The 14,139-nt window shown below is 46.1% G+C and carries 11 protein-coding genes; 9 read left to right on the top strand and 2 right to left on the bottom strand.

All coding sequences use genetic code 11. The annotated features are described in order from the left end of the window. Window positions 1-8: 8 nt before the first annotated feature. Complete coding sequence (locus ACFQY8_RS03590) at window positions 9-758, bottom strand: response regulator transcription factor (RefSeq protein WP_377938540.1); 750 nt, start codon at window positions 756-758, stop codon at window positions 9-11. A gap of 115 nt (window positions 759-873) precedes the next feature. On the opposite strand from ACFQY8_RS03590, the gene ACFQY8_RS03595 reads away from it, so the two are divergent. Further along, complete coding sequence (locus tag ACFQY8_RS03595) at window positions 874-1,815, top strand: prolyl oligopeptidase family serine peptidase (protein ID WP_377938541.1); 942 nt, start codon at window positions 874-876, stop codon at window positions 1,813-1,815. Here the strand turns inward: ACFQY8_RS03595 and ACFQY8_RS03600 are convergent. Beyond that, complete coding sequence (locus tag ACFQY8_RS03600; protein ID WP_377938542.1) at window positions 1,784-2,872, bottom strand: LacI family DNA-binding transcriptional regulator; 1,089 nt, start codon at window positions 2,870-2,872, stop codon at window positions 1,784-1,786. The two genes, ACFQY8_RS03595 and ACFQY8_RS03600, sit on opposite strands and share 32 nt — an antisense overlap. Before the next feature lie 398 nt (window positions 2,873-3,270). Here ACFQY8_RS03600 and ACFQY8_RS03605 point away from each other — a divergent pair, with 398 nt between their 5' ends. The 8 genes from ACFQY8_RS03605 (at window position 3,271) to pulA (ending at window position 14,065) form a co-directional block, all read left to right on the top strand. Beyond that, entirely contained in the window at window positions 3,271-4,554 is a 1,284-nt protein-coding gene (locus ACFQY8_RS03605; protein ID WP_377938543.1) for an ABC transporter substrate-binding protein, read from the top strand. Between the two features lie 186 nt (window positions 4,555-4,740). Next, a complete protein-coding gene (locus tag ACFQY8_RS03610; RefSeq protein ID WP_377938544.1) occupies window positions 4,741-5,736 on the top strand; it encodes a carbohydrate ABC transporter permease in 996 nt (331 codons plus the stop codon). Beyond that, window positions 5,733-6,608 (top strand): carbohydrate ABC transporter permease, encoded by an 876-nt coding sequence (locus ACFQY8_RS03615; protein WP_377938545.1) that lies wholly within the window; start codon window positions 5,733-5,735, stop codon window positions 6,606-6,608. The genes ACFQY8_RS03610 and ACFQY8_RS03615 overlap by 4 nt, the downstream gene beginning before the upstream one ends. Before the next feature lie 107 nt (window positions 6,609-6,715). Beyond that, entirely contained in the window at window positions 6,716-8,347 is a 1,632-nt protein-coding gene (locus ACFQY8_RS03620; RefSeq protein ID WP_377938546.1) for a glycoside hydrolase family 43 protein, read from the top strand. A gap of 67 nt (window positions 8,348-8,414) precedes the next feature. After that, entirely contained in the window at window positions 8,415-9,770 is a 1,356-nt protein-coding gene (locus tag ACFQY8_RS03625) for an alpha/beta fold hydrolase (RefSeq protein ID WP_377938547.1), read from the top strand. Then, window positions 9,770-10,564 carry a pyrroline-5-carboxylate reductase gene (gene proC / locus ACFQY8_RS03630; RefSeq protein ID WP_377938548.1) on the top strand — a complete coding sequence of 265 codons (795 nt, stop codon included), beginning with the start codon at window positions 9,770-9,772 and terminating at the stop codon, window positions 10,562-10,564. Before ACFQY8_RS03625 ends, proC begins: the two co-directional genes overlap by 1 nt. A gap of 13 nt (window positions 10,565-10,577) precedes the next feature. Next, window positions 10,578-11,663 (top strand): redox-regulated ATPase YchF, encoded by a 1,086-nt coding sequence (gene ychF / locus ACFQY8_RS03635; protein ID WP_377938549.1) that lies wholly within the window; start codon window positions 10,578-10,580, stop codon window positions 11,661-11,663. Between the two features lie 8 nt (window positions 11,664-11,671). Next, window positions 11,672-14,065, top strand: a complete 2,394-nt coding sequence (gene pulA, locus ACFQY8_RS03640; RefSeq protein WP_377938550.1) for a type I pullulanase — start codon at window positions 11,672-11,674, stop codon at window positions 14,063-14,065. Window positions 14,066-14,139: the final 74 nt, after the last annotated feature.

Raw genomic sequence — 14,139 nt, forward strand, 5'->3', positions numbered from 1 at the left:
AGGCAAACCTAATGTGTGGAAGGGCGTCTATCGTCATAAATCTGGTGTGACGGTGTATAAGGATTGTACTTATAGAGCAGCGCGTTTTCATAAGCAAACGCTACGATTTGTGAACGGTTCGTTGCATGAATTTTCGGTAGAATGTGCTTAATGTGCGTTTTGACAGTTTCTACAGAGATGTGGAGAGAACGAGCTACTTGCTCATTCGTTTCGCCTTCTGCAATCTGTATGATGACATCGCGCTCGCGCTGAGTAAGTTCATTAAACTCCTCATCAGCGAGACTGCTCCCGTGTGGAATGGTAGAAGAGTTAAGCGTGCGACTTACATATGCAGTGGAAGGAAGTGAACTAGAACTATTACGGTAAGCGGTGTCGTGGTGTGCTACTTCGCGGATGGTGGCGCATAAGTCATCTGCATCGATGTCTTTGAGCAGAAACTCACTCGCGCCGAACTCGTGCGCGTAGAAACGGTGTTTTGGCGAATCGTATGATGTCAGAATAATAACGTGAGTGTGAGGTAAAGCATGCTTAATAGCTTGCGTAGCCTGAATCCCATCTACGAACGGCATGCGTATATCCATGAGAATGACATCAGGATGAAGTGAATGTGCCATTTCAATAGCTTGATTGCCGTTATACGCTTGAGCAATGACATGAATTGTCGAATCGCGCTCTACGAGCATGCGAATACCTTCGTTGATGAGAGTTTGGTCTTCCACCACGATTACACGAATGGGATGGTCGTACACTTCACTCACTTTTTCACGCTAACATTTTGCGCTGTGCGACGTTATCCCTCGAATGAGGGATATGAGTTAAGCGTTACTATAGAGAGATAGATTCAGCATGAATAATTGCAAAGGAGCATGGAACATGGATCTACGTGACACGTACTTGCCTCATTCGGATAGTGCTAACGAGAGAGTTATTGACAGTGTACTTGCGAGTGATACATTCGATGGAGAATTTGCCATCTGCGATTCAGTCCGATATAAAGACGATGTTCCCCAAGCAGTTATGGACATTATTGCTCCGATGAGAGCAGAGCGTTTTGATGAAAAATATCCGCTCGTTGTATTCGTCCAAGGTAGCGGGTGGACGACTCCTCATCGTTTGTATGCCTTTGGAAGATTGCTTAATCTCAGTGCACGAGGATATGTTGTAGCAACTATTAGTCACCGTGACAGTTTACAAGGAGAAAACCCGTTTCCTGCCTACCTTGAGGATGTGAAATCTGCAATTCGATTCTTAAAGCTTCATGCTTCGCGATATCACATTGACAGTAAACGTGTGGGGATATGGGGAACTTCTTCTGGGGCAAATGCTGCGCTTCTTGTAGCTATGACAGCAGGTGATAAACGATATGATGACGGCACGAATTCTGGTATAAATGATGCCGTTGACTACGTTGTCTCATGCTTTGCGCCGAGCGATATTTATGGCATTTTGAGCGGAGAAGAGCGTAATCCTAGCCCAGATATCGTCGGTTGTGAGAAGCCTATCGTCGGTATGAGTCAGACTCAAAGCTGGGATAATACTGATGAAATTATTCGTCAGAGAGCATGGGATATGAGTCCTGTACGTATTGTCTCACACCAGAAAAAGTATCCTCCTTTGCTGCTCCTTCACGGTGATGCTGACGAGATTGTCAATATCGACGAGACATTAAAGCTCTATCATCTGCTTCGTGATACAGGTAGTGATGTGCGTTGTATAAAAGTACGAGGAGGTGAGCATGAGGGAAACTTTTGGAGCAGCGCGGTAGATAACGTGATTTATGACTTTATTGACGATCATGCGGACAAACAGTTGTAAGGTCAGAATCTGGCGTAGATGCTGAGGTATTTTGCGGAATGAAAGTCTGCGTGGAGTCTCTGACGACAAGACGCGTGGGGAGTATCGCACGTTTTGTAAGAGTTTTTTGATGTTTCTGCTGTGCTGAAATCATTTCGAGGGCAGACTGCGCCATCAAATCTATCGGCTGGCGAACGGTAGTCAATTGTGGGCTCAAAAATTGCGCACTTTGGATATCGTCAAATCCTACAATGGATAAATCGTTGGGGATGGAGATATTTAAGCGTCGCGCAGCTTCATAGAGAGCCATGCATTGCAAATCGCTGGATCCGAAAATGGCGCTTGGGCGGTTTTCTTGTGATAAGAGACTCATGGCGGGCTTAAAGGAGGATAGAGTGTTGAAAGTTCCCTCTCGTACGACAGATGGGTCGAAATCTAAATGAGCTTCATCGAGTGCTGCTTTATAACCGTCAAATCTCGCTCGGGAACATAGCATGGACATCGGTCCCGTCAGAATTCCGATGCGTGTATGCCCAAGCTCTATGAGATGGCGTGTGGCAGCAAGCCCTCCAGTCCAGTCATCTGCTTGAACGGAGTAATCTGCGGCATTGGGGTTTCCAGCAGGGTCAAGTATGACATAGGGGATATGATGCTCGTCGAGTTTTTTGTGTTCCACGCTAGTAAGTTTGGAGAACACGAGAATGACTCCGTATGGTGCGCGCCGAATGACGCCATTGATCCAATCGCTATCAGGGTGCGTGCGGTCTCCGCTCTCGGTTGCAATGACACTGAGTCCATAAGGTTTTGCGCTGTTGAGTACGCTACGCAGTACTTCAAGACTCCATACAGTGTCGTAAGACTGGAGAACGACTTCGATGTAACTGCTTTTTGCAGATAAATTTGTGCGGCGGGCATAGTGTGCTTGCTTTAAGGCGTGTGTAATCACTTCGCGCGTTTCCGGTGCAACGTCTGAGCGCCCATTGAGCACCTTTGATACAGTCGCGATAGAGTATCCGGTTTCCTCGGCGATATCGGATAATTGTTTCTGAGAATTTACATGCGATGAGTGTGATGTCATGGGAGTATTCTTTCCGCAATACGGTACGCTATGTGGCGCGCGACGTAGCGTTACAAAGGGCTTCGTAAAGCTACTAACAGTGTTTGCTAACGCGCTTATGCTAATAAGTTTACGAAAGTTTCGAATTTTTTCAAAATTATTGTAGGGGAATTTCTCTTAAAGCATTGAAAATTAGCCTGTGATGTGGCAGATGGAGCAATGAGATACATAGAGTAATAGTTTGATGAGTTGACTAATTAAGTTCAAGATAATACCATGAAATTGTCGGAAAAATAGAGAAAGTGGTAGTGAAAATTGTTATAAATCTCTTCCAAAGATGGAGGAGAAGAAAAAACTTCTATCATATTCTCGAAAGTTTCGAAAGTTACCAATGATGGTAGTGTGTTAGGAGAAAGACAATGAAGTTTCAACAGATAGCTGCAGCAGGTTTAGCTGCTGTGACGCTCGTCAGCATGGCGGCATGCTCAAGTTCTTCTAGCGGCAGCGCTGATGGAAAGACAGAGGTTGTTGTATGGCAGAATTCCACCACCGGCGATGGTGTTAAGTTCTGGAAAGATGCTGCTAAGGACTATATGACAAAGAATCCTAAGGTCAACGTCAAGATTGAGGCGATTCAGAATGAGGATATGGATGGAAAGCTTCAGACAGCTTTGCAGGATCCTGATTCCGCGCCAGATATTTTCCTTAGTCGTGGAGGGCAGAAGCTTCGCGATCAGGTTGAAGCTGGTCAGGTTATGGATATTACTGACAAGCTGAGCAGTAATGCAAAGAAAGAGATGAAGATTGCACTGACGTCACAGACTATCGACGGCAAGATTTATGGTATGCCATTAGATGCATTGCCTGGTGGTTTCTGGTACTCGAAAGATTTGTTTGCGAAGGCAGGCATTACTCAAACTCCTACGACGTGGGCAGAATTTACAGATGCAGTAGCAAAGTTGAAAGCTGCTGGCATTACACCGATTGCTTTGGGAGGTAAAGACGCGTGGCCTGCTGCGCATTGGTACTATTGGTTTGCATTGCGTGAGTGCTCATCTAAAGCGTTTACTCAGGCGCAGAAGACCAAGAATTTCTCGGATAAATGCTGGGTCCGTGCAGGCGAAGATGTTCAGAAACTCAAGGATTTGAATGCGTTCAACGATGGCTACTTGACTACTCCTGCACAGCAGGGTGCAAGCTCATCAGCAGGTTTGATTGCAAACCACATGGCAGCGATGGAGCTTATGGGGTCTTGGGATCCGGGCGTAATTCGTGATTTGACTCCTGATAAGAAGGATATGAAGGACCTCGGCTACTTTGCTTTCCCTAAGATCGATGGAGGTCAGGGTGACCCTACTGCGATTATGGGTGGAGCAGATGCCATGGCTGTCAGTGCGAATGCTCCAAAAGAAGCCGTAGACTTCCTCAATTTTATTTCGACGAAGGAATATCAGGAAAAGTATGCTACTGCGTTCGCTACGATTCCTGCCGCTGAGAGTGCTCAAGGTGTCTTGACGAATCCTGCGATTCTTGAGGCTATGGATGTCTACAAGAAAGCAAGTTCAGAGTCCTTGTGGCTTGATACGGTCCTTGGTCAGAATGTGGGTAATGCGCTTAATGAGGGCGTAGTGAACTTACTTGCAGGCAAAGGAACTGCGACTGACATTATCAAAACAGTAGAAGCTGCAGCAAAGAAGGGATAAGTCTAAGGGATAAATCTAAAGACTAGACGTGTTTAGCGAAGCTAGACATCGCATATGTGCAGGACTGCGTTAAGCAGATGCAGTATTCCCATTCATCGGACCTAGCGTAGTCCTGCTCCTTCCAATAAATGACGTTGTAAACCATTCTTTAATTGTTATGTGACATGTGAGTCAAGGGAGACTATCATGAGTGCGACACACATTAAAGCTCGATCGCGAGTTTCTTCTATACGCAAAGATAAGCTTCAAAAAGGCATTGAGATTGCTGTCCTTTCGGGACCAGCGCTGATAATGTTCCTTGGCTTTGTCATCTTGCCAGTGTTTATGGCAGCATACTATGGCTTCTTTAAGTGGAAGGGGTATGGAAAGCCAAATGTTAACGGTACATTCATAGGTTTGCAGAACTATGTGGTCATCTTCCAAGATGCGAATTTCCAGCAGGCATTTTTACATACCATGCTCATCTTGGTGGCGTCCCTCGTAATTCAGGCACCGTTAGCAATTTTGTTTGCGCTCTTACTAAATCAGAAGTTTAAGGGGCGCGCTATCATTCGTACTCTTATCTTTGTGCCGTATGTGGTCTCTGAAGTAATCGTAGGTACAGGTTGGTCGTTAATGCTTCAAACAACCGGTGCTGTCAATGCGATTTTGAAGAGTTGGGGTTTGCCTGGCGCTGATTGGATTTCTGATCCTAAGATTGCGTTTTGGACGTTGATGCTTATCATCACATGGAAATATATAGGCTTCGCTGTGATATTGATGATTGCAGGTATGCAGTCTATTCCAGAAGACTTATATGAGGCTGCAAAAGTTGACGGGGCTGGTTTCTGGCAGCAGCAGTGGAGCATTACTCTTCCATTGCTCGCTCCGACTATTCGTATTTGGGCATTTATGTCTATCATTGGTTCGCTTCAGCTCTTCGACTTGGTCTATATCATTTGGGGACAATATGTCTCGTCGACTGCAGGCACATCCACTATGGCGACCTACATGGTGCGCGAAGGAAGATTGGCAAATAATTACGGTTATGGTTCAGCAGTTGCAGTCGTGATTTTCGTCATTTCTCTCGTTATCGCATTAAGCTATCAACATTTTGTGCTGAATAGAGATCTTGATGGTGCGATTACAACACGGGAAAATACTGTAAAAAATAGGAAGAACGGTAAGAAGGTGGCACGATGAGTGTACGTTCATCACAGCATACATATGATCCACTGAAGATGCGTAAGTCCCAGAAGACGCCATGGGGGCATCCGGTAGTATATCTGCTATCTTTCATTCTTGTTCTTATCTGCATACTTCCAGTGGTATACATCATCATCGGAGGATTTAGGACAAATTCTCAGATTACTCGAGATCCTGCTGGTCTTCCAAACCCGTGGAATCTAGAGAACTATCGTGTGGTTTTTACCTCGAATATATTTTGGCATGAGCTTGTCAATTCGCTGATCGTTTCTGTAGCAACCATGGTAGGGATTGTCGTACTGAGCCTCATGGTGAGTTTTGTACTTGCGCGATATAATTTCCGGTTGCGTAATGTGATGTATTCGCTCTTTGCGGCAGGAATGATGTTCCCTATAACGGTAGCAATTACGCCGTTATATTTGCTACTCAAACAATTACATTTACTCAATTCTCATGCCGGACTCATTTTGCCACAGATTGCATTCGGTCTGCCTCAAGCAATTATTATCTTGGTCCCATTCTTGCAATCGATACCGCAAGAGCTTGAGGAAGCTGCAATGATTGACGGTTCTTCACGCTTGGGATTCTTCTTCCGTATGGTACTTCCGCTGAGTTGGCCGGGTGTAGCGACGGTTGGTATTTTAGCCTTCGTCGCAAGCTGGAATGCGTACATGTTACCGCTGTTCTTACTCAATGACTCATCAAAGTATACATTACCGCTGGGCGTACAGATGTTTAGCACTCAGCACTCTGTAGATACGGCGCAAGTACTGGCATTTACAGCATTGAGCATGATTCCTGCGCTGATCTGTTTCACTATTTTCCAGAAGAAGATAGTAGGCGGACTAGCAGGCGCAGTCAAAGGTTAAGAGCAATTAAGATGTGTGGCGGGCTGTTTTCGTCGTCACTCACAGCCCGTCACTTCTTTTCATACGATTTATTTTCTATCCATTTCTTCATCGGAGAGGAAAATATAATGAAGATTTCTAATCCTGTACTCCCAGGTTTTAACGCAGATCCGTCAATGATTCGTGTAGGAGACACCTACTATATCGCAAATTCGACATTTGAATGGTTCCCAGGCGTTCGTTTGCATGAATCACAAGATATGATTCACTGGAGCCTTATACCGAGTCCACTCACGAGACCTGAACAAATTGACATGCGCGGTGTACCGTCTTCTGGAGGAGTGTGGGCTCCTGACTTAAGTTATGCTGATGGTAAATTTTGGTTGGTCTATTCGAATATTTCGATGGTAGATGGCGCCTTTAAGGATGGTACTAACTATCTTGTTACTGCCGAAGATATACGCGGACCGTGGTCTGACCCGATTCGCTTAAATTTTACCGGTTTTGATGCATCGCTATTTCACGATGATGATGGACGTAAATATTTAGTTCAGCAAACGTGGGATTTTAGAGAGTATCATCATCCTTTCGATGGAATTACTCTGACAGAGTTTGATACGTCGACCATGACTCTCAAGCCTGAAACTGCGCGGACCATATGGCGCGGCACGAAAGCAAAACTTGTAGAGGGACCACATCTTTATAAAATTAACGGATATTATTATCTCTTCTGTGCAGAAGGAGGTACTGTCTATACGCATCAGGAGTCCGTGGCTCGTTCACAAACCTTGGAAGCAATGAGCTTTGAGGGAATGCCGAGTAACCCATTCATTACGAATTTTGACACTCCTGATTCGTACTTACAAAAACAAGGGCATGGCGCTCTTGTAAATACTCCTTCAGGGCAGTGGTACTACGCATCTTTGTGCGCTCGCCCGTGGCATCACGACAATGAACCAGCATATGATCCGCGTGGATGGAGCACGCTAGGACGCGAGACATCTATTCAGCAAGTTGAATGGGATGATGACGGATGGCCGTACATCGTAGGTGGTCATGGCGGTCAACGTTATGTAGATGCTCCGCGTGATGGAATCGCAACAGATGTACCCAGCCATCACAATCAGCATGATGAATTTGACTCTCATAAACTCGACTTGAATTGGAATACTCTGCGTGTCCCGTTCACAGAGAAAATGGGGCACGTAGGAGACGGAGAACTTGTCCTTCATGGACAGGGCTCCCTAAGAAACCTGTTTGATTTGTCTCTTGTCGCGCGACGTTGGCAAGCTTTTAATTTTGACTCACACGTCTATCTCGAATTTAATCCCACAACATATATGGCAATGGCGGGATTAACGAACTACTATAACGATTTTTGCTGGTCATGGATCTATGTCACGTGGGATGAAAAACGCGAATGCCGAGTCATCGATGTAGCTCAAAATAACCGCCAGACATATACGACTTTCCTGCAAGATAAGGCAATCGCTATACCAGATGGTATCAGTGGTGTATGGCTAAAAACGAAAGTGCGTACTCAGTCGTATACGTATGAGTACTCCTTCGATGGGGAGAATTGGCATGAAATTCCAGTACAACTTGATGCAGCGCTTCTCTCTGATGAATATGTCAATCAAACTTATGGGGGGTTCTTTACGGGAGCGTTTGTAGGTTTGGCATGCGTCGATGTATCTGGGTATAGAGCAGATGCTCGCTTCAAACACTTCGACTATAAAGAGCAGAACGATACGTTGTAATAGTGTCAGTGAGAATCCTCATCCAGCTCATCCAGCGTTTGCCGTTTGAATGCGCTACACTTCATGTATGACTGAAATTTCACGCTATTACGTTCCGGGCTTACATGTGGTAGATAATGTCGTCAGTGTGCCTTTGCACTGGGAGTGGGACAGCTTGCTTACTCAGCCACCAGCTGAGACTTTCAGCGGTGAAGAAATCAAGATTTTCTATCGTGTGGTTACCTCTGCTGAGAATGTAAACCGTGATTTGCCGCTGATGATCTTCCTCCAAGGAGGGCCAGGCGGCATGGGTCCCCGACCTATGTCTGTAGATTCCATTCCATGGCTTAAAGAAGCTGTGAAACATTTTCGTGTGGTGCTCATCGATCAGCGAGGAACGGGACGCTCATCTCGCGTGGATTCACGTGTGATTCGTCGTCGTGGAGGCAATGCACAAGAGACGGCAACATTCCTCAAGAATTTTCTTGCAGACTCTATCATCCGTGACTGTGAATTCATCCGTCTTACTGAATTTAGCGGCAAGAAATGGGCGACTATGGGGCAGAGCTATGGTGGCTTCTTGACTATGACATATCTGTCGCTCTTCCCTCAAGCAGTTTCGGCAAGTTTTGTGACCGGTGGAATTCCACATATCCCTATGAATGCACATGAAGTGTATGAACATACTGTCCCGCGCATGATAGCAAAGACTCAGCAGTATTATGAGCGATATCCTGATGATGCGCAACGAGTAAGCCGCATTGCTGACATTATTGCTGAGGGGAATGTCACTCTTCCCAATGGCGACCCCGTATCTGTACGTCGCCTGCAAATGCTTGGCGCAGATTTCGGCATGAAGCCAAGCTTTGAACGGATGCATTGGACTATCGACACCGCGTTTAGTGAAGAAGATGGGAATGCAGGAAAAGTGCTTTCTGATGGTTTCCTCATGGAACTTTTCAGCAGTACTACATCGTACGGTGATGAATTGTACTGGGTACTCCAAGAATTTATCTATGCGCATGAGGATATTGCTCCCATTAATTGGGCAGCAAATGACGTTTTACGTCATACACCTGAGTTCGATGAGACGGCTCGCCCTGTCATACTCATCGGCGAAGCGGCACTCCCAGAAATTTTTGAGGAGGATAGTGCTCTTCGCGCCTTTAAGCCAGCAGTAGATGTCATGATGCAGGATACTCATTGGGGCACAATTTATGACATCAATCAGCTGGAGCGCAATGAGGTTCCAATACATTGTGCTGTGTATTTCAATGATATGTATGTCGACTCACATCTACAGCTCGACACACTATCTCGCGTAGGTAATTCCCATGCATGGGTAACGAGTGAGTTTGAGCATGACGGTGCTCGCACAGCCGATGTTTTTAAGCACTTGTATAACGAGGCATTAAGTCTTGGCGATTTGGAAGGTTTGCAGTAATGGCACAGACAGTTGGCTTTATCGGATTTGGAAATATGGCGACAGCTATCGTCGATGGATGGCGTAAGACGTGTACTGTGCGCGATATGAAAATCGTAGCATGCGCAGCACATTATCAAGCACTGCCTGCAAAAACACAGCCTCGTGGAGTTGAAGCAATGAAAAATGCTCGAGAGGTAGTGGATGCCAGCGATATCATCATCGTAGCGGTTAAACCGTATCAAATTGATGCTATTTTTAATGAATTTAAGGCTAGTGTTGACTGGGCGAGCAAGACTGTGATTTCTCTTGCTGCAGGAAAATTGAATTCATACTGGACTGATCTTCTTGGCGCTCAGTCTCATCACATCTCTACTATCCCTAATACTCCTATTGCTATCGGTGAGGGAGTCGTCGTTGCAGAGGCTACGCACACGCTGAGAGACAATGAGCTGGCGACTTTTCGCAAACTTTTTGATCCTATCGCAACAGTTGAATTTGTCGACGCTGCACATCTATCCGTAGCAGGTACATTAGTAGGGTGCGGACCAGCCTATGCAGCGATGTTCATGGAAGCATTAGCAGATGCAGGAGTGAAGTATGGTCTCGCTCGTGCGACCGCATATCGACTTGCTGCAGGTATGGTAAAGGGAGCGGGTGCCTTGCAGCTGGAAACAGGGCTTGCCCCTGCTGTAATGAAGGATGCTGTATGCTCCCCAGGAGGAACGACAATCCAGGGTGTCGCTGCTCTCGAGCAGACAGGATTCCGCGGTAGTGTCATCGCGGCAATTGATGCCGTAGAGGGTTCTCGTTAGGATAAGAGACATTATGGCATTAACAATTGGTATCGTCGGCTTGCCGAATGTTGGTAAGTCCACACTTTTTAACGCATTGACCCGCAACAATGTTTTAGCGGAAAACTATCCATTCGCGACTATCGAGCCAAATACAGGTATCGTCCCGCTCCCGGATTCGCGTTTGGCTGCTCTTGCTCCCATCGTCAACACCACAAAACTTGTCCCAGCGACAGTGACCTTTGTCGACATTGCAGGTATCGTCAAAGGCGCTTCTGAGGGTGAAGGCTTAGGCAATCAGTTCCTTGCAAATATTCGTGAAGCGGATGCTATCTGTGAAGTCACGCGAGTATTTAGCGACGATGACATCGTCCACGTCAATGGCAAAGTTGATCCAACGGACGACATTGATACCATCAACACCGAGCTTATTTTGGCTGATCTTCAGACTATCGAGAACGCGATTCCTCGTCTCGAAAAGGATTTACGTGGCAAAAAGATTAAGCCTGAATATTTAGACGAGGTCAAGAAGGCACAGAAAGTGCTCGAAGAAGGTAAAACTATCGATCAAGCCGCTAAGGATGGTTTGGTAGATCCTGCTGAGATTCGTGAGCTTCAGCTCCTGACTGCAAAACCATTTATTTATGTATTCAACATGGATGATGATGAGCTCCAGGATGAAGCACTCAAGACAAAGCTTTCTGATATGGCCGCTCCGGCACAGGCAATTTTCCTTAATGCACAGTTTGAAGCGGATTTGACTGAACTTGATGAGGCGGATGCGCGCGAAATGCTTGCTGATGCTGGGCTGGAAGAGTCGGGTCTCGATCAGCTTGCTCGTGTAGGTTTTGATACCTTAGGTTTGCAGACTTATCTCACAGCAGGTGAGAAGGAAGTGCGTGCATGGACGATTCACAAAGGATGGACTGCTCCTCAAGCTGCAGGTGTCATTCACTCGGACTTTGAACGTGGATTTATCAAGGCTGAAATCGTATCTTTTGATGATTTGATGGAAGCGGGCTCCTACGCCAAAGTCAAAGAAGAAGGAAAGATGCGTCTTGAAGGCAAGGATTATGTCATGCGGGATGGCGACATCGTTGAATTTAAGTTTAATGTGTGACGCTTCTTATGACGTACTTAGTAGTTCATTACTACAGTCTGCATGATGCATGCGTAAATTCGAGAAGCGCGTGGATATGGTGTGATGGAGATGAGGGAGTCAACTGTATATTTCATGCAGACACGTGGCACGACCCTCGTAATCCTCAGGATGTGGATGTATTTGGTCCTGTTGCTTACTTTCAGATTCCTCATACCCATATAAACTCTGGGAGTGGATGCGTCAACATCCTTATACGAAATCGAGATTGGTCATATAAGTCTGGGCAGTATAAGGTATATTTTCGCCCTGAAGAGGCTGCTACACATATTTGGCTCGTCGAGGGAGATAACGTCGCTTATTATAGTAGGGAAGCGGCGTTAGGAAGTGCGCTCTGCCCCATTGATAGTCCGCATGGTATGGACGTATCTTTTGACGCGGAGTCTTTTGATAAGAAATGGGCATTCTCTGGATGGCTAGGTGCGCGGTATACGCCATACAATACTCGATTTAGGCTCTGGTCTCCTCTCGCACGAAATGTGGAACTCGTTATTTTCGATAATGAATATCGTGATGCGAGTGTGTGGCGAACCGTACAGATGAGTCGTGGAAGCACGTGTGATGCAGAGGACCATTCGAACAATACTCATGGAGTATGGTTCGCAAATGTAGACGCAAACCTTGAGAGTAAAGCGTATGCCTTCTATATTACGCATCGAGACGGTTCTCGAGTCTTAAGTCCTGACCCCTATGGGCGAGCTGCTAGTCGGGATGGGAAACGCACAGTTTTATGGTCTCATGAAGCAGTTACTCCGCAAGGTTTTCGCTCACGGTACAGTGCACAAAGCACGCAGGCTAATTTAGACGCTGACGCCATCGGTAATGACATAGACAGTGATCTCAGTAGCGCTGTCATCTGTGAAATGCATGTGCGTGACTTTACTATGTCACATACGACGAGTGTCCCTCAGCACTTGCGTGGCACATATCGTGGTGCAGCGTTGGCTGGCACGCAAAATAGCTACGGAGCACCTACTGGCCTTGATTTTTTGAAAAAACAGGGATACAACTACGTTCAAATTCAGCCTGTTGCTGACTATGCTAAGCACTACGATTCTCACGGCGAGCAGATGTACAACTGGGGATACGATCCTCGAAATTACAATGTTGCAGATGCGACTTATGCTACGGATCCTACCGATAGTTCCTGTGCTCCGCGTGAGTTGAAAAGCATGATTTCTGCTTTCCACGATGCAGGGCTAGGTGTCATTCTCGACGTCGTGTATAACCATACATATTCACGAACAGAGCATCCTTTCCAGCTGACTGTGCCGTTCTACTATTACCGTGTCAATCGTGACGGATTGTGGGCTGATGGCTCAGGTTGCGGCAATGAGACGGCAAGCGAAAAGGAGATGATGCGCAAGTACATCATTGACTCGATTACTTATTGGATTGAAGAATATGGCGTAGATGGTTTTCGCTTTGACCTGATGGGTCTTCATGACATTGATACGATGAACGCTGTGCGTGAAGCTGTGGATCACATCGATCCCCATATCGTGCTGTATGGTGAGGGCTGGGATATGGGAACTGGTCTAGAACCTCGTGATAAAGCAAGTGTGAGTAATGCAGCTCTGACTCCCGGCATAGGTTTCTTCAATGCTATCGGTAGAGATGCCGTTAAGGGAGCTGAAGTTTATGGACAGTTGAGAGAAGGCTTTGTCTCTGGTGCATGGACGGAAGACGTGGTAGCTAAAGCCTTGCTCGGTAGCGATGAACTTGGCACGTATTCATCACCGAGCCAAGTCGTTAATTATGTCGAGGCACACGACAATTACAATCTCAACGATTTACTCTGGGAACTCAACTCAAGTGACGATGAATCGACACACGTTAAAAGAGTAGAGCTCGCTACAGCATTGAATATCGTGATGCAAGGCGCGACCTTTATGCAAATCGGTCAAGAGTTCTTGCGTACGAAACTTCATCCTACGGGCGAAGAGGGAGAAGTTACAGCTCTTGACCGTATGCGCGCGATGAACAGTTACAACGCGCCAGATAGTGTAAATCGTGTTAATTGGGATAATCTTTCGCGATATGACTCAACGGTACGATTTATCCACCAGCTTTTGGAATACAAACGTTATAGTGGTTTGTTCACTATAGAAAGTTATCGCCGTATCCGTCATCGTATGTATATTCATCATGCGCAACCGGCTTCAGGTTTCATATCGTGGGATGTGACACGCGACGAGAAAACATATCGCGTCGTCGCTACCACACGCCAAATTTCACTCACTGATGTGCTTGGCGACAACGATAAATATCGCGTTGTGCTTGCCAATAATGACATATCTCTGTGCGATGGCGGGTATATTCCTGCTTTAAGTTTCGTCCTCTTTGTGAAGGATGCTCGCTAAAACTTGCAATAAGGCTCTCGCTAAAACTTGCACAAAACTCATGTTATTCACACGTTGGCTACTTTAATTTGTGT

The organism is Alloscardovia venturai, assembly GCF_042676605.1.
Classification (GTDB): Bacteria; Actinomycetota; Actinomycetes; order Actinomycetales; family Bifidobacteriaceae; genus Alloscardovia; species Alloscardovia venturai.